Raw genomic sequence first — 19,990 nt, 5'->3', positions numbered from 1 at the left:
GACAGTAGAGGAGATGAATCATGCACATGCATTTTGATTTGATGAAAAGAAAATGGATGCTGCTGTGGGCTTTATTGTTGATAGGGTCGAAAATACAAGTTGCTGAGGGTAATGACTTTGTTCCTCCCAATGTGTCATTTTCATCGGTGACCAAGCTGCCTTTCGTTGAGGCCAGTCATAAAATCAGTTACGGTTCAGATCCGTTGCAATATGGCCTGTTGTGGCAAGCACCCTCATCACAAGAAAAACAACCATTGATTGTGTTGATTCATGGTGGTTGTTGGTTGAATGCTTTCGGAGTTGATCACGCTCTACCCATGGCCAGTGCTTTGGCACAGTCAGGGTTTGATGTTTGGGCACTGGAATACCGCAGAACCGGTGATGAAGGTGGTGGATGGCCTGGTAGTTTCGAAGATGTGCAGGCCGGAATTAAGTTTGTCAATCAATTGCCTGGTCATATTAATCATAAAGAAGTGATTTTGGTTGGGCATTCAGCAGGTGGGCACTTGGCTTTGTTAGCAAAACAAAAACATGACTCAGGTACTCAGCCTGAAATAATTAAAGCCATTGGGTTGGCAGCCATCACCGATTTAAGCAGTTATGCCGCTGGTCAGAACAGTTGCCAAACGGCTGGGCCACAATTTATGGGAGGAACTGCTGAAGAAAAGCCTGATGCTTATCAAGCCGCAGATCCTAAAGTGCATGGACCCTATCAACAGACGGTTTTACTTCAGGGTCAGGCCGATGTGATCGTGCCTGAATCACAGGCGAAGTTGGATGGCGCTGTAGCCATAAAGCTGGCATCATCTGGGCACTTTGACTGGATTCATCCGAAAAGTCAGGCATTTGACATGCTGTTGAAGCTACTGATTGAAGAAAAATCGACGGAACAAGACATTACAGAGGCAAAATGATTGGCTAAGTGGTTCAATATCGGGTAAGCTTGCGTCCCAGTTTTGGCCTCGGCCTTAAAACCCGGCAGCGTTCCTCTTCGAATGTTGCACTCAAAAGACAACATACTTCAGCATTGCATTAAGCTGCTGATCGAACATTCTAAGAGAGATTCATGAAATTTACCGAATTGGGCTTAATCAAGCCTTTATTACAAGCCATTGATGCACAGGGCTACGACACACCTTCACCCGTTCAAGAGCAAGCCATTCCACCTGTATTGGCAGGCAAAGATGTGATGGCAGCAGCACAAACGGGTACAGGAAAAACAGCAGGTTTTACCTTGCCAATTTTACAATTGTTAAGCGAAGGACAGCCTGCACAATCAAACAGGGCACGCGCTTTGGTGCTGACTCCGACAAGAGAGCTGGCTGCACAGGTAGCAGATTCTGTAGCCACTTATGGTCGTAACTTAAACATGAAATCGGCAGTGGTGTTTGGTGGAGTAAAGATCAACCCTCAAATGATGAAACTGCGTCGTGGTGTGGATGTTTTGGTGGCTACCCCTGGTCGTTTATTGGATTTATATGGTCAAAAAGCGGTGCGGTTCGATGATTTAGAAGTTTTGGTTTTAGACGAAGCCGATCGCATGCTGGACATGGGTTTTATCCATGACATCAAGAAAATCATAAAATTATTACCTAACAAACGTCAGAACTTGATGTTTTCAGCGACATTTTCACCTGAAATCAGACAGTTAGCCAAAACCATAACAAACGATCCTGTAGAAATAACCGTCAGCCGAAATTCAACAGCAGCAAGCGTTAAACATTGGATTCATCCTGTGGATAAAAAGCGAAAGTCTGCATTGTTAAAGCACTTGATCAATGAAAAAGCATGGGAACAAGTTTTGGTCTTTTGTCGTACCAAGCACGGTTCAAACAGGTTGGCGACATTTTTAGAAAAGAACAAAATCAATGCAGCGGCCATTCATGGTAACAAAAGCCAAGCGGCAAGAACCAAAGCTTTGGCAGGCTTCAAAAACAAAAAGATTCAAGTATTGGTGGCCACAGACATCGCTGCACGTGGCATCGATATTGATCAATTGCCTCAAGTGGTTAACTTCGACTTGCCGAATGTGGCTGAAGACTATGTGCATCGCATTGGTCGTACCGGCCGTGCAGGTTCCACAGGTCAAGCCATATCATTAGTCAGTGCAGATGAAATCAAACAATTGAAAGACATTGAAAAATTGATTAAGAAAAAATTAGACCGTGAACTGGTGGATGATTATTGGCCTGATCATGACTTACCTGATTCCCCAGTACCGTCTAAAACAACACAGCCAAAACGCATCAAAAAACCTAAGCCAAAAGGCTTTGTCAAAGCCAGTGTCAAAGCCAAGTGGGCAGAGCGCCAAGCAGAAGGTGGCAAGGAACGCAGAGAGCACAAACCCAAAAATGCCAAACGTGCCAAGCCGAAAAATTTCGTCAAAGCCAGCGTCAAAGCCAAGTGGGCAGAGCGCAGTGAAGAGGAAAATCAATTGGCATTTGCGCGCAGTCAGGAAGCACAACAAGGCCAACGCGGTAGAAATCGCGCCAAAAGCCACGCCGAACTGCAAGCACAAGGCAACACAAAAAGCGCTGACAAGAAAAAAGGCCCTTGGCAAAAGAACAAAGAAGGTGGTTCATCTGAAGGCCGCAATGCCAAGCCGAAAGGTAAAAAACCTGGTTTTAAACCGCGTTCATCAAACAGCCCATACAAAGGCCAAGGCAGTAATAAGCGTGGCGGAAGTAAGGGTGGAGCGGGTAAAGCGGGCCAAGGTCGCACGCAAAGTAAGCCCAACAGATGAACAAAGTCGGTATATTCGTAGACGTTCAGAACATTTATTACACCACGCGTGAGTGTTTTGGACGCCCCTTCAATTACCGCAAATTTTGGCAAGAAATTAAAGGCAGGCACCACATTGAATGTGCCTTCGCCTATGCGGTAAGGCGCAACGATGACCAACAAATCAAATTCCAAGATGCACTCCGATACATAGGTTTTGAAGTCAAATTAAAAAACTTTATTCAAAGAAGCGATGGCAGTGCCAAAGGCGATTGGGATGTAGGCATCACCATCGACATCATGGAACAGGCTGGGCAATTGGATGAAGTTATCTTGCTTTCAGGTGATGGAGACTTCGCCATGCTTCTTGACCATATCAAAGTAAAGCACAAAGTAAAAACCACCGTTTACGGCGCACCTAAACTCACGGCTCAAGCCTTGATTAACAGTGCCAACCTTTATATTCCTATTGACGCGCCGCTGTTAATCAGTCCTAAGTAAATAAGCCTAATTTTTACAGGTTTGATACTTGGTTTGTTGTTTGGGAGCGTACTTATAACACCTCAGAAGGTGTAGAATAAGTGCTGTATTTGAAAGCTTGTATCAGAACTCTGACCTGAGTTTTCTGCCCATCAATGAAGAGAGGGCTTCTGTGGTGGTCATTTCATCGTGAACCACTTTCCAAACATGTTCGGTAATGGGCATATCTATTCCATGTTTTTTTGCCAACCGCATCACTTCATCAGTGGTCCCTATACCTTCAACTACTTGACCAATTTCTGTTTTCGCTTCGTTGATACTTTGGCCACGACCCAAAGCCAGTCCCATGCGTCGATTACGAGATAAATCACCGGTAGATGTCAAAACCAAATCGCCTAAACCTGCCAGTCCCATTAAGGTTTCTGGCTGACAGCCTAATGCTTGACCCAAACGCATCATTTCTGCCATGCCTCTGGTTATCAATGCTGCTCGACTGTTGTCTCCCAAATTCATGCCATCTGCAATACCTGTGGCCAATGCCAAAACATTTTTTACAGCACCACCGAGCTCTGCGCCAACTAAATCATCTGATAGATACGTTCTGAAGTTATCATTGAGTAAGGCATTGCTGACTTGTTTGGCGAAATCTTTGTGCTTGGACGCAACGGCGACCAATGTAGGCTTTCCAGCGGCAACATCTTTTGCAAATGAAGGGCCGGTAACCAATGCGGTAGGGTAGTCATTACCCAATACTTCTTCTGCAACTTGATGTAAGAAGCGACCTGTTCCGGGTTCAAATCCCTTACTTGCCCATGCCAAAGGCTTGTTGTTCAACAAGGGTTTAACTTGATTCAAAATGTCGTGAAAGGCATGAGAAGGGCAAACCACCAACACAGCATCGGCGTCAGCAATGGCTTGGGCTAAATCGTTTGTTGGTGTTAATTGATCTGGAAATGGTATGCCAGGGAGGTAGCGATCATTGGTTCTGGATGCTTGCATGTGTTCAATGGCATCGGCATCACGGCCCCACAATAATGTGTTGCCGTTTCGTGCCATTTGCATCGCCAAAGCGGTGCCCCAAGAGCCCGCACCCAGAACCGCAAACTGCATTACTGTTTGGTGCTGCCAGCAGCTTCAGCTTGTGCTTTTTGCATTTGCTGTGCGTACATTTGTTCGAAGTTAACTGGCTGTAATACCAAAGGTTGGAAACCACCTGCAACCACGCTGTTGCTGATTTCTTGGCGAACATATGGGAATAAAACGTTAGGACAGTAGATGCCCAAAGTTTGATGCAATGATTGATCATCAAAGTTTTTCATGTTGAAGATGCCAGCCTGTGCCACTTCTGCTAAATAAGCAGTCTTTTCGTTAACTTTACAAGTCACGGTAGCTGTTAAAGTCACTTCATAAGTTTCATCATTTAACTTGTTCACTTTTTGGTTCATGTTCAAGTTAATTTCTGGTTGGCCTTGCTCTTGGAAAACTTGTGGCGCATTGGGTGCTTCAAAAGAAGCATCTTTTACGTACAATTTTTGTAAAGACATCATTGGTCCATTATTTTCTTCTGCCGCTGCGGCTTGGTTTTCTTCAGTCATTGTATTTTCCTATTAAAAATTTATGTGTTCTGTGGTTGTTTGGTGCTCATTTGCTCAAAGGCATTTTATCGTTCAGCCATGCATTCACACCACCTTGTAAGCTGAAAGTTGTTTCAATGCCCGCATTTTTCATTGCTTGGCATGCTTTCAACGAGGTCCTACCCATTTGACAATAAATAACCACAGGTCGTTTTTTGAGTCCATCTGTTTTGATTTTTCCGGCTTCAATGTCTGCCATAGGTATGTTTACGGCATTGACGATGTGACCTTGAGCGAAAGCTTCTGCTGGCCTGACATCGATTAACTTGGCATTTTGTTGATTCACTAATCGAGTCATTTGTTCAACTGTGACGGTTTGTAAGCCATTGCTGGCTTGTTTGTATGCAGAAATTAAAAATAAAAATAATGCTGCTAAGAACAATGTAACCAAAAAGATGTGGTTACCGATAAATTCTGCCAATTGAGCCATTGAAGTACCGAGAAAAATAAAAGGGACAATATAAGGTACACTGAGAAAAAATCAAGGTAAAAACAAGCCTTTTATACTTTATGAGTCTTTGATAACATGGATGCGCTTAATTTTTGCCTCTTGATGACCTGATGTCCCGTATTATTTTGCTTTTGATTTTTTTTGCTGCTTGGCCTGTTATGGGACAGCAGAAAACCGAAAAAATTTTGAATGAGGCGGAACTAAACCAACGATTGGATGAAATTCAAAACCAACTCACTGCTTTAAAAAACCAGCTTAATCAAGCTGAAGGTAAAGAAGCCAAATTATTAACAGAGCTTGAAAATCAAGACTTGGCAATTAACGAATTGGGTAAAGAAATTCATCAAAATAAACAGCAAGTGGCCAATGCTAAAGATCAAATAGAAGCGCTCAGTCTTCAAATTAAAAAGAAGAATGACAGCATCGGCAGTCAAAAAGAGCAAATGGCAGAGCTTCTCCGTTTACATATTTACATCAACCATGATCGAATCTTGAAAATGTTGCTGTTAAAGAGCAGCACCCAAACAGCCGAAATCACCCAACATCAACTCAATTATCTGCAGGATAAACTGTATCGATTGATTGAAAATATCGCCGTTCAGATTTCGCAACTTCAAGTAATCAAATCTCAATTGAGTAAAGAACAGGAACAATTGAAAGTTAAACAACAAACGTTGATATCTTCTCAGCAACACATGCAGGAACAAAAAAGTCAGCGACGTCTGGTTTTGAATAATTTACGCGAAACCATTGCGCAATATCAAACAGAAAGCGAAGGGTTGACGAAAGATGAAAAGCGATTGAATCAGTTGTTGGTTGAAATCAGTCAATTACTGACTGATTTGCCTGATGATTTGGGGTCAAATACAACATTCAAACGGTTAAAAGGCAAGCTCAATCGACCATTGGATGGGAATGTGATCCGTTCTTACCGTTCCTTACGAGCTGGAAACAGTCGCTGGGATGGTATTGTCATAGGAAATGAAGCAGGGCAAACTGTTAAAACACCTGCCTACGGACGCGTGGCGTTTGCAGATTGGTTGCGTGGTTATGGCTTGTTAATCGTGATTGATCATGGTGATGAATACATGACTTTATATGGCCACAATGAATCAGTCTTGGTTGAACCGGGTGATTGGGTTCAGCCAGATGATGCCATTGCGACTGTCGGAAACTCAGGAAATATCAATCCCAGTGGTGTTTACTTTGAAATTCGAAAAGCAGCAGACCCTACAAATCCAATACCTTGGTTTAAGTAGTGAATGCTCATTCATAATTCATTCAGGTTTCAGTGATACAATCTATATGACTCCAAACAAAAGAGAACACTCATGAAATATAAAATGTTTTTCACTACAATGACAGTTTTGTTTTTTTCAGTTTCTGCATTGGCAACTCCATTCACGTCGCCTAAAAAACCATCGGCAAAACTGGTAATGAATAAACCACAAGTTACCAAGCAATTATTTACCATGTCTTTGACACAGGTAGACGGTAATAATGTTCAAAACCGAGGCGGTGTGGTTTGGTTAAAACCAGGGCAATATGACCTGAGTTTCAATGCCATGGTTAATCAAAATTTTACAAAAGGGCAATTGTCTCGTGCGGAAACACGGTCTAAAGATTTCAATAATGACATGAACATTACTTTAGAAGCTGGAAAAACTTATTATTTAGCGTTTGATGCGAAAGATTCAGATGCTGATAACTGGAAACCAGTGGTCTACAAAACAGAATAAACCACAAACAGAAAGGAATAAATCAAGGCGATACTTTAATTGAGTATCGCCTTTTTTATTTAATTATTTTTCGTCACCAAATATTTGAACCACATTTTCGTTACCTTTTTTATAGCCACGGTACATACCAGCGGTATTGAATGTCATGATGATATTGCCTTTTGGATCAAGTCCAATCACACCGCCATCACCACCGACACCTTTTAACTCTTGCATGATCACTTCATCAGCTGCTTTTTCAATACTTTTGTTTTGATAGCGGACACGAGCACAAATGTCACTGGCTACCGTGTAACGAATAAAGAATTCACCATGACCAGTGGCTGAAATGCCACAGCTGCGATCATCTGCATAAGTTCCTGCACCAATGATGGGTGAATCCCCAACACGGCCCCATGCTTTATAGGTCATACCACCGGTTGAAGTGCCTGCAGCAATATGTCCATTTTGATCCAAAGCCACAGCACCAACGGTGCCAAATTTAAACTCTGCGGCTAAAATGTCATCAGCAGAAGCCGTTTCAGCTTTTTTTGCTTTGGTTTTTCGGTCAACCTCTTTCCAGGCATCGCGCCTGAATTTTGTATCAAAATAGGTGTTTTCAACTTGTTCCAAATCTCTTAATTTGGAAAAAGTATCAGCACCTGAACCAGATAACATCACATGTGGAGAGTTTAACATCACTTGTTCTGCCGCCAAAATTGGGTTTTTTGTATAAGAAACGCCAGCTACAGCGCCAGCATTTAGGTCGCTGCCTCGCATGATAGAAGCGTCCAGTTCGTGCTTGCCATGCTTGGTGAAAACTGCACCATGTCCGGCATTAAAAAATGGGGAGTTCTCTAAAATGGTGATGGCTGCAATGACGCCGGCTGTGGCTTCTTTGCCTTCAGACAAGGCTTGATGTCCGGCATCTAAAGCTTGCTGTAAAACGGCTTTGATGTCTTTTTCCTGCTGATCGCTGAGGTTTTCTCTTTTGATGGTGCCAGCTCCACCATGAATCACAATGGCAACCGTTTTATTGGTTTCAACTTGATTGATTGATTCATTATTAGCCATGACAGCACCTCCGATCAGTGTGGCGAGTAATACAATAGATTTTTTCATAAAAGATTCCTTGGTCATTGGTGCGGATTAAAATATCATACTTTGTTTTGAATAGCGACCCACTTTTAGGGTGTGTTTGGTGGCATTGATGGAAAACATAAAAAAATTATTGTGGCAACATTACCAACTGAAAGGTGAGTTGATTGCATTGGTCGGTGATTGTGATTTGAATTTTTTATTAGATACAGGCAATAAAAAATACACAGTTAAACTCAGTGCGGAAAATGCCGAGGGCTTAAACTTTGAACAAAGCATGTTGGGTCATATGGCGGAACAAAAACCACCCATGCAGACACCTCAATTGATTAAAAACACGTCACAGCAGGCGATTACTTCGCTTGATACACCAGGTCATAAAACCTTACGCGTGTTAACGTGGCTGTCGGGTGATTTGTGGGCCAGTTATTCACCAAAATCATCATCTATGCGTTATCAATTGGGTGAAAAAGCAGCGCAATTAGATTTGGCCTTGAAAGATTTCAAATACACGAGTGCTGATAAAGTTTTCGACTGGGACTTGGCACAGGCTTTGTGGGTGGAAACAGAATTGGCTTTACTTACTGAAGATGAACAACAATTGGTTATGCCTTTTGTGGATCGATTTAAAGTTCACTTAGGTGCTTATCAAGAATTAAGGTCACAGGTGATTCACAACGACATCAATGACCACAATATTGTGGTTAATCAACAGTCTGGTGAAGTCACAGGTTTTATTGATTTTGGTGATGCCGTTAAATCGCAATTAATCAACGAAGTGGCCATCGCCAGCGCTTATGCTGCTTCAGATTGTGCTCAACCCTTAGAAGCTGTTACAGAAGTGGTGACAGGGTTTCACAGCGTGTTGCCATTAACAGAAACTGAGTTGGCTCATTTGTACCATTTGATTGCCATGCGGGCTGTGGTCAGTGTGGTCAAGTCCAAACAAGCGCGAACAGTTCAACCTGACAATGCTTATAAAAATGTATCAGAAGCCGGGTTTTGGTTGTTTTTAAAACGTTGGTCAAATGTCCATCCTGACTGGGCTGAGGCAACATTCAGACATGCCTGTGGGTTTGATGCCAATGTGAATTACTCAGTTTTGGTGAAAACATTAAATGACAGCCGGTTTAATTTGAATGACATGATGCCCAGCCAAATTAACAAATCGCGATGCCATCATCCAGACATGTCTGTGGGCAGTGTGTTTTTGGGTAATTCTGCCGATTACAGTAATTTTGACCTGATTGATTTCAAAATCAATCAACTGCAAAAATGCCATCCAGATGCCCATATAGCCGGAGGTTATGGTGAATGCCGTCCTTTTTATACCAGTGATGCATTTAAGTTACAGGGTAACCAAGGTTATGAATACCGCACCTGCCATTTGGGTTTAGATGTGTGGTCATCAGCTCATGCACCAGTACACGCACCATTGGATGGCGAAGTCATTTCAGCCCATATTAATCCAGGTGATAAAGATTACGGTCCCACGTTGATTGTGAAACATGAGATAAATGGCTTGGCTTTTTATACTTTATATGGTCACCTCAGTCATGAGAGTTTAGGTATCAGTCCAGTGGGGAAAAAGGTCAAACGAGGAGACCTATTGTGTACTTTGGGCTTGCCACATGAAAATGGTGGTTGGAGTCCTCATTTACATTTTCAAATCATCAGTAATCTGCTTGGGAATACACATGATTTTGCGGGTGCTTGCCGACCCAAAGACTGGCCCATCATGAAACAAATTTGTCTCGATCCGATGCATTTATTAACGCCAGAAACCAAAGCACCAGAAGCTCAAGGCAATGAAAACTTATTTGCCTACAGACAAAAACATCTCGGTTATTCCTTGAGTTTGGCCCATGGCTATCCGATACAAATGTTGCGTGGTGATGGCGTTTATATGTTGGATCAATGGGGTCAAAAGTATTTAGACACGTGCAACAATGTGGCCCATGTCGGCCATGAACATCCCGCTGTCGTTCAAGCAGGCCAAGAACAAATGGCTTTATTGAATACCAACAGTCGATACTTACACCCAGAAATAGTGGCGTTCACACAGGCTTTACTCAAAACCTTACCTGATGAGTTGTCAGTGGTACATTGTGTTAATTCAGGTTCAGAGGCCAATGAACTGGCCATGCGCATGGCCAAAGCCTATTCGGGAGGAAAAGATGTTATCGCTTTAGAATCAGGCTACCACGGGAATGCCAATGCCTGCATTGATATCAGTTCATATAAATTTGATGGAACAGGTGGCGCAGGCGCACCTGAACAAACCCACATATTGCCCTTGCCAGATACTTTTCGTGGTCTGTATCAAGGAGAAAATGCTGCACAAAAATATGCTCAACATGCCGATGATGTGTTAGATGCATTATCCAAAGACAACAAGCAAGTCGCTGCTTTCATTTCTGAAATCATCGTCAGTTGTGGCGGCCAAATTGAACCGCCTGTTGGTTACTTTAAACAAGTTTATCAATCAGTCCGAGTTGCCGGTGGCCTGTGCATTGCAGATGAAGTACAGACTGGATGTGGCCGAGTTGGCTCACACTTTTGGGCATTCCAACGTCATGATGTGGTGCCAGACATTGTTACCATTGGAAAGCCTATTGGTAACGGTCATCCACTTGCTGTTGTCGTTTGCACGTCAGAAGTGGCCAAGCGTTTCGCCAACGGCATGGAGTATTTCAATACTTTTGGAGGCAACCCAGTCTCAGCACGAATAGGTCGGGCGGTGTTGGAAATCATAGATAAAGAGCAACTACAGCAACAAGCCGCTGAAGTGGGTCAATACCTGATTGATGGTTTAAATATACTGAAACAAAAACACCCCATTATTGCAGACGTAAGAGGTGTAGGGTTATTTCTCGGTTTTGAATTATGTAACGATGACAAAAAGCCTTTGCCAGAACACGCCAGCTACTTAGCGAATAGGATGCGTGAACAGGGCATACTCATCAGCACCGATGGCCCTGATCACAACGTCATCAAAATCAAGCCACCCATAACGTTTGATCGACAGCACGCGGATGAACTGTTGGGGCGATTAGCGGCCGTAATGAATGAGACTTTGATGTCACTGTGATAGAATGTCGCGCTTTAAATCTACAGACAGGACACATTATGGAAATCAAAGACGGTTGCGTGGTAGCCATGCACTATAAATTAACCAATGACGAAGGCCAAATTTTAGATTCATCAGAGGGCCGTGATACATTGAAATTCTTACAAGGCGCGCACAACATCATCCCAGGCCTGGAAAAAGCCATGGAAGGTAAAAAAGTTGGCGACGCATTCGAAGCCGTAATCGAAGCTGAAGATGCCTATGGTGTACACCACGAGCAAATGGTTCAAAAAGTACCTCAATCTGCTTTTCAAGGCGTTGATAAATTAGAAGTTGGTATGCAATTCCAAGCAGAAACTGAACAAGGCCCAGTACCTGTAAAAATCACAGAAATTCAAGATGAAGTCGTTACAGTTGATGCCAACCATGAATTGGCCGGCGTGCGTTTGACGTTCAACGTATCAATTGAAGAAGTTCGTGAAGCAACAGAAGAAGAGAAGCAGCATCAGCATGCCCACTAAGTGATTGCTACGCAAGCACTTCTTATTTAAAGCGGTTGAGTGATTTTCTTACTATTGAAGTTTCAAACCGCTTTAAATAAACCGTACTGGCTGCGCAGACTTTTATGAGCTGCGCTGTCTGATTCGCTCCGCTCACCAAGGCGCACCATAACACCGGTCATTTGGGTTCTATCCACCAACCGTGTGGTTAATGACTCATCATTTCATCAGGAAGCAAACTTTATTCATTTCTTGAATCTATACAAATATAGGATTGTCATCCTGAGCGAGCCTGAATAGTTTAGAAACAAAAGATTAATTACTGAAACCTCAAAAAGAAAAAAGAATGAATTTAACCTTCTGCGAGTCGAATGGACCTCGCCATGCACTAGGAAATCTAGCCTGAATCATAAATTTAAAAATATACTCAAATAGCCAGTACGCCAAGGGTCGACATACACCGATCACTTAAGGGTTGCTACGAGGCCACTTCTTTTTGCTTCATAAGATTTATGCCAAACTGATGTTTATGGCTAGCAAAAAACCGTAACCTCTGCGCAGTCTTTAATGAGTTTTGCTTTCTGATTCGCTTCGCTCACCAAGGCAAAACATGGCTCCGATTATTTGGATTCTATCCGCCAGCTGTATGGTTAGTGTCTTATCACTAAATCAAGAAGGCCCTTTTATTAGAGCTTAAAGGGCCTAGGCCATATTGGTTTTAAAAGCACGGAAATCATTGTGTGACATCCGTGCTATTGAAGAAAATTAAAGGCCGTTATGGTTCAGTACAAAATCAAGTCTTCTTCTATCAATTCTTGGTTTTATTGTACCTACACCTTTATCATTAAAATAATTGTAGTGCCATTTGCGAACTTTATCGGTCATAACTACTGGGTATTCATAGTCATCATTTTTTACTGAACCAATAATTTTTCCTGAGACAGTAACATATCGATTAGTAGATTTTATTAAATCTTTTTGAGGTTTTGCACAAGAGATATACCTTGAATCATCAATGAACTGTCCAGGTATGGGTTTTTGATTCGTGTATGTTTGGGTTTTTATTATTTCGTAACACTTTGAACCTTGGTGATCAAATGATTGTGCCACAAAGCCAGGCCAGCTGACTTCTTGTTTGGTGGCTTCATTGTTAACCCCAGCAACTGAAGTGGTTTCAGCGAAAGCGATCTGATTGAGTAAAAATACTAAAATGACGATGGTTGATACTTTTTTAAACATATGCTTTCCTCAGTTGTTATTTTTTGATGGTATTTAATGTTAATTTCATTTGTCTGAATTCATGCTGAATAAATAAATTGTGAAAGATTGGGATTTAAATTAATGAGTGGTTACTGAATGTTTTGTGTTTAGTGAGTCAATATAAGCTTTTGCTCTTTGTTAGAAGTCAAAGGCTGTTAATTATGAAAAAGTTACTGTATCCATTCACAAAAAAGCCCGAGTCTTGAAGTGTTATTCAGTTTAGCCTGCTTCGGCTTGTGAAAATTTGATAAACTGTTGTTTTTTCTTTGGACCACTCCATGACCCCAGAAACAAGCTATTTTATCGAAAGTGATGCCGTGTTGTTCGGTGTGTTGGCCGCCATTCTTGGTTTGGTTTTTTACACCAAAAACAGTAAACATCCTTTCTTTGTAAAATTTTATAAATACGTTCCTGCCTTGCTTCTGTGTTATTTATTGCCTTCATTATTGACTTCGTTTGAGTTAATTAATGCCGATGCCTCGCAGTTGTATTACATGGCTTCGAGATATCTATTGCCTGCAGCTTTGGTGTTGTTGACGTTGAGTGTTGATTTAAAAGGTATTGTTCGATTAGGACCCAAAGCGGTCATCATGTTTTTAACCGGTACTTTGGGGATTGTTATTGGAGGCCCAGTCGCTTTTATTGTGACGAGGTGGTTGTTTCCTGAAGCCTTTGTAGGCTCTGGTGCCGATGACATTTGGCGTGGCATGACCACTTTGGCTGGTTCTTGGATTGGTGGTGGTGCGAATCAGGCGGCCATGAAAGAAGTATGGGAGGTTTCAGGTCCTGCATTCACTCAAATGGTGGCGATTGATGTGGTATGGGCTAACATTTGGATGGCAACATTGTTGTTGATGGCTCAAAGAGCTAAATCGATTGATGCGAAGACTGGTGCTGATGTGTCAGCCATTGAACGCATTAAATTGAAAATGGAAACCTTTCAAAAAGAAAATGGCAAAGTGGTCAACATGCACGATTTGATGATGATGGTGGCTATTGCCTTCGGCATCACGGGATTGGCTCATGCCATAGCGAATACCTTGGGGCCGTTCATCAAAGAAAGCATACCTGTTTTGGCGCAAGTGAATTTACATTCGACCTTCTTTTGGTTGGTTATTTTGGCGACCATTGGTGGTGTGTTGATGTCCTTCACCAAAGCCAAGAAATATGAAGGCTCAGGTGCATCGGCCATGGGTTCGGTTTTTGTTTATGTCTTGGTCGCAACGATTGGTTTGAAAATGGACGTTCGTGAAATCAAGCCGTTCTTATTCGTGATTGGCGGTATTTGGATAGGCATACATGCCATATTACTTCTGGTGGTGGGTAAGTTGATCAAAGCGCCGCTGTTCTTTTTGGCTGTGGGTTCACAAGCCAATGTAGGCGGTGCGGCTTCTGCGCCTGTTGTGGCATCGGCATTCCATCCTGCTTTGGCACCTGTGGGTGTATTACTTGCCGTGTTTGGCTATGTGGTCGGTACATCAGCAGCGATGTTAACCGGCATTATCTTGCAGTATTTAGCGGGATAGGCAAAAGTACTTGTCAGCACAAAGCGCTGACTGTTACCATAATAGGGCAGTTGAATTGATTGAGTTGCCCTTTTTTATTGGCAAAAAATTTATGGTAGAAAAAGCAGCAGACAAAGACGTAATCCAAGCACTCAGGACGGTGCACCAAAACCAAACCCAACTGAATTTGATGGCTGATCAAAAAGCCAATATCCTGATTGGTACTTTGGTATTGGTTTTTACCGTGGTTTTGACTCAATTGATGACGGTGGCTGATCAGCCTTTTCAGTACCTGATGCCTATTGCTATATTGTTATTTTGTGAGATGGTCGCTTTGATACTTACCACGTTAGTTTTATTACCAAAAAACATCAATGGTCATATTGGTAAAGGAAAAGCCACAGACATCGCCCATATGCTCAACCCGTTCTTTTTCGGTTTTTTTACCCGCTATTCAGAATCTGAATATCAAGATTTTTTGGCACAGCATTTGGTGGATGATGACAGTGCACACAAGCTGTTGATATCAGATATTTACCAAACTGGTGTGATTTTAAAACGCAAATACACCTTGTTGCGTTGGGCTTATTTATTTGCCTTAGCTGGCATTGCTTTGGCCTTAGTAGCAGGTTTGATGTTGATGATACAGATAGGCGTTTAATTATAGGTATATAAAGGTGAATGATGAGTGAAAATAAAGTGACTATAGTCTTGTCGGGTAAACGGTTTGATTTAAATCTTAATGACAAAGCAAGCATTCAAGAAATGCCTTGGAAAGACCGAAAACAATTAATATCTTTGTTGGAAACCATCAAAGAGGCTGAGCATATCAAACCAAAAGCTGAAGACAAAATTCAGCCTGACAATCATGTGGCGAATATAAATTCAGAACCAGCAACCACACCACCACCTACCACAGCAGTAAAACTTGATCCAGAGGTTAAACCCAGTGAAGCTGACATTGACAGCATGATGGAACGGTTTGTTATGGAGGGTCAAAAAGACAGACCAAAAATTCCAGATAAATCGTCCATCTACAAATTTTTGCTGATTATTATGGCAGTACTTTTGGGTGTGGCATTGATATTTTAAAAAACACCCGCAAGTACTGCGGGCGTTTTACGTTATCAGTTTATTTTCAAGTTATTTTAGGTATTCGTCTAAGAATTTCAAATATTTATCAGAGGCTGCAATGCGGTTGGCTTTCTTACTGAAACCATGGCCTTCGTCATCGAATAACAAGTATTCTACATGGGTGCCACCTTTGCGAATGGCCTCAACCATTTCGTCGCTTTCGACTTGTAACACGCGGGGGTCATTGGCACCTTGTACAACCAATACAGGACTTTTCACTTGGTGGCCAAAAAACACCGGCGAAATGTCGTGTAAGCGCTGTTCATCCGTTTCTGGATCACCTAACTCGTCATACAAAGACTTTCTGAAGGCTTCCCAATAGGGTGGAATGCTTTTCAAGGTTCTGACCCAATTGGTTACTCCGAAAATATTAACACCCACTTTGAACTCATCGGTGAAAGCCATCGCAGCCATGGTCATGTAACCACCATAACTGCCGCCCATGACACCAATGCGTTCGGCATCAATCCAGTCTAAAGACTGTAAATATTTTTTGTTGTAAACCACGTCTTTCAAATCATGGTCGCCATGTTTTTTGTCATCTAGGTGGAAAAAAGTTTTTCCATAACCACTGGAACCGCGGTTGTTGATTTTGAAGATGGCATAACCATTGTTCACTAAGTGTTGGGTCAAGGCTGAATAACCGAAGCGTGATTGTCCACCCGGGCCACCATGAACAAAGACCAAAGCAGGGACTTTTTCATTTACAGCTTGTTTTGGCTTATACAAAATACCCGGAATTTCCAAGCCATCAAAACTCTTGAAGCGTTTAACTTGACCTGCTACCAAGTGGTTTTCATTGATTTCAGGGTTGCCATTGTCAGTCAGGCGTTGCGCATTATCCGCACCCATTGTGTAAGTATAAAGGTTAGAAGGGGAAGTGTCAGAGTTCAGGTAAAACACCATGCGGCTTGAGTCTTTGCTGAAATTCACACCACGCAGGTCACCTGTGGGTAAATTAGGGAGGGTCACACTATTTCCTGTAGAAACTTCTATGATATCTAAAACTGTTTGAGCGTCTTGGTTGATGCCCGTTACACGGTATTTGCCGTCATCAGAAAAATATAAGAAACTGACGTCCCAATCGGCTTTGAAACTGGGTGAGTGTTCTTTTGTGTTTAGGTCATATGACAAGGCTTGATTGAATTCGCCTTCAGCGTTGCTGCCATAGATCAAGTGCATGCTGTCTGGTGTGAACGTATAAGATCCCAGAGCTGCATCTTCTGGTTCTGAACCACCTACCATGATGGGTGATTGGTCATCACTTTCTAAGTCAATAACAAACAAATCTGTATCTGCATTGCTGTTATTTTTACTTAATGCCAGCCACTTACCATTTTTACTGCCACCTTCTACTTGGTAACCTGAATCATTTTGAAAAATCATTTTACGGCTGTAATCTGACACTTTGTATTCATAAAGGTCAAAAAACTTAGGGTCGCGCTCGTTGGTGGTGATGTAAAAATGCTGATTGTCTTGATGCCATCCAGCAAAGCTGGCTTTCAGGTTTTCACCCGGCGTGAGGTCAACAATGCTGCCATCTAAATTGCGCACATAAACATGGTCTAATTCATTACCACCTTGATCGGCGTTATATAGCATGCGGTCATCTTCAGGAAACCAGCTGTTAACGAAAATTGATTCTTCTGTTGAATTTGTCAACGCTTTTTTGGGTGAGCCGTCTAAGGGCATGCGATAGGCATTGAAAATGCCAGTTTCATCACTGCTGATTAAAACTGCGGTGTTGTCGTGGTTGATGGATGAGCCAAACACTGAAGTGGTTTTGAAAAAAGCTTCGGCACTGTAAGTTTGAAAAGTGGTTTCTGCTTGAGTTTCTTGCGCACTTTGAGCTTCAACTTTAGCAGGTTGATGTTGGCAAGCCGACAGCAGCACAGTGCAGCTGACAGCTAACATTTTAATATGATGATTCATGGTGTCCTCGTTCTTTTTGTGACACATTATATTGAAGCAAAACGACATAAATTTCAACTACAGCCAATCCCGCAACTGATTAAGCATTCGATAAGTCAATCGTTTAGGTGTGAAGCACTTTTGTATTACTTGTCTAAAAACAGCCAGAAGGATAAACTGTTTTATTTGTCTTGATATGTACTATGGAAATTAATCAAACCGTTATCATCATTGCTGTGACCTGCTTGGTTTCTTATTTGGCATGGGAAAATAGGCAGTTGATGCAACGTTTGATTTTTTGGTCACCCGCCATTAAAGAAGGTCAAATAGAACGCTTTATCACCCATGGGTTCATTCATGCCGATGGCATGCATTTGCTCTTTAATATGTTCACCTTTTACTTTTTTGGTTCGGTATTGGAGTCATTTTACCGGGCGTTTTTTGGTGGTGCGGGATTTGTCATTTTTTACTTGGCTGCCATAGTCGTTGCCATGATTCCTTCCTATATCAAGCACAAAAACGACAGGAATTACATGAGCCTTGGGGCATCGGGGGCAGTTTCTGCTGTGTTGTTCGCTTATATTTTGTTCAGGCCTTGGGACATGATTTATATTTTTGCAGCCATTCCTGTGCCTGCAATCTTGTTCGCGGTTTTGTATGTTTGGTACAGTATCAAAGCAGGCAGTAAAAACAACGACAACATCAACCACAGCGCCCATTTATATGGTGGTTTGTTTGGCGTCATCATGACCATTGCTTTAGAGCCCAGGGTCATCAATGTGTTCTTTCACCAACTGATGAACCCAGGTTGGACGGGATAATCTTATACATGGCTCAGTACTCTAGTACTGTTTCACTAGTATTTATGCTTGATAGTAAGGAATCACTGTAGCCGCACCCCTTGCGGGTGCCTTTATGAAAATATTCATGCAGCGTAATGATCTTGTTGTTCAGTAAGCACTTTGAAACAAAAGTGATGCAGGGCAAGGCTGGGGCAAGCCCAGCAGCTACAATAAAACCTGTGTTTTACCTGAAGCAGGATTGAAGTGATGAGCCAAGAAATTATATATTGTCAGTAGGTCATGGCCTCTTAAGTGTCACCTGTTGTGAATAAGGCGACCACGTAGCCATTGTTTCTTGGGTTTGCCGAGTAAGGCTTTGAGTTCGGGTGTGGCTTTTCTGAAGGTTTTTACGTGTATCGGTTTGTTCCTGCCACCGAGTTTGGCGAAGAAGACGTATTCTTGGTCGTATTTGAGTGTGCTGCATTCAGGGTCAGTGGGTGGTTTGCCGACTTCAATATCGACCGTGTCTTTGACTTTGCCATTCCAAATGTTTTTGGTTTTGATAAAGCTTAATTTCTTGCCGGAAAAGCTGGCTTCTTTGCTGTAAATGCCTGAAAACACAAAAGCATAATCCTTTTTCTTTAATTGCTCAAAGTCAGCTTTTGCCAATGCTTTGGCCGAGGGTTTCTCTGCTTGAACCCATTCTCCATTGACCATGCGCGGTGGGATTGATTTTTTCACTTCAGGAATACAGCGGCTTGCCAGTGCGTTACTTGCCAAGCCCAATGATAAAGCGATAATTAAGGTGTGTTTCATTTACTCTCCAACCAAAAAGTGACCGGCCCGTCATTAGTCAAACTGACTTGCATGTCAGCACCAAATTGGCCTGTTTGAACATTGAGGTCAGTTTCTTTCGCTTGTTTGACCATGTCATTGAAAATAAGTTCGCCATGTTCTGGCGTGGCACCACGAGAAAAACCGGGGCGGTTGCCTTTTTTGGTGTCAGCTACCAAGGTAAATTGTGATACCAATAACAACTCACCTTGGATGTCATTGAGCGACAAATTCATCTTGCCATCTTCATCAGAGAAGATGCGGTAACGGCACATCTTGGCCAACAACTGTTCAGCGATTTTTGGCGTGTCATCACGCTCGACACCGACAAAGGCCAAGATGCCTTGTTTAATCTGGCCCACTGTTTGTTCATCGACATCGACTTGGGCTTGCTTGACCCTTTGAATTAAAATTTTCATGAGGTGATGATAGCAAAAAATCATTTTCAATGTGTTGCTTTGAAAATAGAATACGTTGTAGGTGCTTAATTGTAAATTGCCGGCGAGCCACTGGCCGGAGGTCCCGTATAAATCGCAACAACAGGGCTTGCTTCTGCCATGTCCCGTATCGTTGTTCAGTGCAAAGGAACAGTCAAAACGAACAGCAGATACCATCATAAACATTATTATAAATGCACCCGTAAGGGTTCGGCTGCGGCTTTTTCAGTCTGTGAATATTTTTGGATATCTGATGTAAAGCCAGAGATTCGTTCGACTCGCCTTTGGCTCTCTCAGAATGACGGTTAATTTTAAATACTTTCGACTTGTTTGAGTTGGTCTAAATAATTGGGCTTCATGGCATCGAGCCAAATGGCGTTCTTTTCTTTACGCAGACAGGTGGCTTTGACAGGTCATGAAATTTCTGGGTTAACCATTCATACACATCCGTCGTT

The 19,990-nt window shown here is 42.4% G+C and carries 19 protein-coding genes; 11 read left to right on the top strand and 8 right to left on the bottom strand.

The annotated features are described in order from the left end of the window. Positions 1-20: 20 nt before the first annotated feature. From FET73_RS11275 to FET73_RS11265, 3 genes are all read left to right on the top strand, one after another. Positions 21-914, top strand: a complete 894-nt coding sequence (locus FET73_RS11275; protein WP_154224066.1) for an alpha/beta hydrolase family protein — start codon at positions 21-23, stop codon at positions 912-914. A gap of 152 nt (positions 915-1,066) precedes the next feature. Further along, complete coding sequence (locus FET73_RS11270) at positions 1,067-2,743, top strand: DEAD/DEAH box helicase (RefSeq protein WP_154224065.1); 1,677 nt, start codon at positions 1,067-1,069, stop codon at positions 2,741-2,743. Further along, positions 2,740-3,222, top strand: a complete 483-nt coding sequence (locus FET73_RS11265; protein WP_154224064.1) for a LabA-like NYN domain-containing protein — start codon at positions 2,740-2,742, stop codon at positions 3,220-3,222. Before FET73_RS11270 ends, FET73_RS11265 begins: the two co-directional genes overlap by 4 nt. Positions 3,223-3,324: 102 nt before the next feature. Here FET73_RS11265 and FET73_RS11260 read toward each other — a convergent pair whose 3' ends face one another. Genes FET73_RS11260 through FET73_RS11250 form a run of 3 tightly spaced genes read right to left on the bottom strand, consistent with a single transcriptional unit; the run spans position 3,325 to position 5,265 of the window. Next, positions 3,325-4,311, bottom strand: coding sequence for an NAD(P)H-dependent glycerol-3-phosphate dehydrogenase (locus FET73_RS11260; protein WP_154224063.1), 987 nt, complete (start codon positions 4,309-4,311; stop codon positions 3,325-3,327). Further along, positions 4,311-4,796, bottom strand: coding sequence for a protein-export chaperone SecB (secB, locus tag FET73_RS11255; protein ID WP_154224062.1), 486 nt, complete (start codon positions 4,794-4,796; stop codon positions 4,311-4,313). The genes FET73_RS11260 and secB overlap by 1 nt, the downstream gene beginning before the upstream one ends. Positions 4,797-4,842: 46 nt before the next feature. Continuing rightward, entirely contained in the window at positions 4,843-5,265 is a 423-nt protein-coding gene (locus tag FET73_RS11250) for a rhodanese-like domain-containing protein (protein ID WP_154224061.1), read from the bottom strand. Positions 5,266-5,396: 131 nt separating this feature from the next. Between FET73_RS11250 and FET73_RS11245 the strand changes: the two genes are divergently transcribed. Further along, positions 5,397-6,545, top strand: a complete 1,149-nt coding sequence (locus FET73_RS11245) for a murein hydrolase activator EnvC family protein (RefSeq protein WP_154224060.1) — start codon at positions 5,397-5,399, stop codon at positions 6,543-6,545. Positions 6,546-6,617: 72 nt separating this feature from the next. Further along, a complete protein-coding gene (locus FET73_RS11240; protein WP_154224059.1) occupies positions 6,618-7,025 on the top strand; it encodes a hypothetical protein in 408 nt (135 codons plus the stop codon). A 63-nt stretch (positions 7,026-7,088) separates the two neighbouring features. On the opposite strand, the gene FET73_RS11235 is transcribed toward FET73_RS11240, so the two are convergent. Beyond that, on the bottom strand, positions 7,089-8,126 hold the full coding sequence (locus FET73_RS11235) for an isoaspartyl peptidase/L-asparaginase family protein (RefSeq protein WP_154224058.1): 1,038 nt from the start codon (positions 8,124-8,126) through the stop codon (positions 7,089-7,091). A gap of 88 nt (positions 8,127-8,214) precedes the next feature. Here FET73_RS11235 and FET73_RS11230 point away from each other — a divergent pair, with 88 nt between their 5' ends. Both FET73_RS11230 and FET73_RS11225 read left to right on the top strand, forming a co-directional pair. Beyond that, positions 8,215-11,193 carry an aminotransferase class III-fold pyridoxal phosphate-dependent enzyme gene (locus FET73_RS11230; RefSeq protein WP_154224057.1) on the top strand — a complete coding sequence of 993 codons (2,979 nt, stop codon included), beginning with the start codon at positions 8,215-8,217 and terminating at the stop codon, positions 11,191-11,193. Between the two features lie 38 nt (positions 11,194-11,231). Further along, on the top strand, positions 11,232-11,693 hold the full coding sequence (locus FET73_RS11225; RefSeq protein WP_154224056.1) for an FKBP-type peptidyl-prolyl cis-trans isomerase: 462 nt from the start codon (positions 11,232-11,234) through the stop codon (positions 11,691-11,693). 744 nt (positions 11,694-12,437) lie between these two features. Here the strand turns inward: FET73_RS11225 and FET73_RS11220 are convergent. Beyond that, positions 12,438-12,911, bottom strand: coding sequence for a Slp family lipoprotein (locus tag FET73_RS11220; RefSeq protein WP_154224055.1), 474 nt, complete (start codon positions 12,909-12,911; stop codon positions 12,438-12,440). 299 nt (positions 12,912-13,210) lie between these two features. On the opposite strand from FET73_RS11220, the gene FET73_RS11215 reads away from it, so the two are divergent. Genes FET73_RS11215 through FET73_RS11205 form a run of 3 tightly spaced genes read left to right on the top strand, consistent with a single transcriptional unit; the run spans position 13,211 to position 15,529 of the window. Next, positions 13,211-14,458: a DUF819 family protein gene (locus FET73_RS11215; RefSeq protein ID WP_154224054.1), complete on the top strand. Its 1,248-nt coding sequence runs from the start codon at positions 13,211-13,213 to the stop codon at positions 14,456-14,458. 10 nt (positions 14,459-14,468) lie between these two features. Next, positions 14,469-15,098 (top strand): Pycsar system effector family protein, encoded by a 630-nt coding sequence (locus FET73_RS11210; RefSeq protein WP_218944316.1) that lies wholly within the window; start codon positions 14,469-14,471, stop codon positions 15,096-15,098. A gap of 23 nt (positions 15,099-15,121) precedes the next feature. After that, entirely contained in the window at positions 15,122-15,529 is a 408-nt protein-coding gene (locus FET73_RS11205; RefSeq protein WP_154224052.1) for a hypothetical protein, read from the top strand. A gap of 51 nt (positions 15,530-15,580) precedes the next feature. On the opposite strand, the gene FET73_RS11200 is transcribed toward FET73_RS11205, so the two are convergent. Beyond that, the gene (locus FET73_RS11200) at positions 15,581-17,503 is read right to left on the bottom strand and encodes a S9 family peptidase (protein ID WP_154224051.1); all 1,923 of its coding nucleotides are present in this window, start codon (positions 17,501-17,503) and stop codon (positions 15,581-15,583) included. Between the two features lie 182 nt (positions 17,504-17,685). Here FET73_RS11200 and FET73_RS11195 point away from each other — a divergent pair, with 182 nt between their 5' ends. Continuing rightward, entirely contained in the window at positions 17,686-18,303 is a 618-nt protein-coding gene (locus FET73_RS11195) for a rhomboid family intramembrane serine protease (protein WP_154224050.1), read from the top strand. 276 nt (positions 18,304-18,579) lie between these two features. Here the strand turns inward: FET73_RS11195 and FET73_RS11190 are convergent, their stop codons facing one another. Beyond that, positions 18,580-19,080, bottom strand: coding sequence for a hypothetical protein (locus FET73_RS11190; RefSeq protein WP_154224049.1), 501 nt, complete (start codon positions 19,078-19,080; stop codon positions 18,580-18,582). Next, the gene (gene dtd / locus FET73_RS11185) at positions 19,077-19,517 is read right to left on the bottom strand and encodes a D-aminoacyl-tRNA deacylase (protein ID WP_154224048.1); all 441 of its coding nucleotides are present in this window, start codon (positions 19,515-19,517) and stop codon (positions 19,077-19,079) included. Before dtd ends, FET73_RS11190 begins: the two co-directional genes overlap by 4 nt. Positions 19,518-19,990: the final 473 nt, after the last annotated feature.

The organism is Marinicella rhabdoformis (assembly GCF_009671245.1).
In the GTDB taxonomy this organism is placed as follows: domain Bacteria; phylum Pseudomonadota; class Gammaproteobacteria; order Xanthomonadales; family Marinicellaceae; genus Marinicella; species Marinicella rhabdoformis.
The sequence above is the reverse complement of the archived record's forward strand: the minus strand, read 5'-3'. Positions and strand labels throughout refer to the sequence as shown.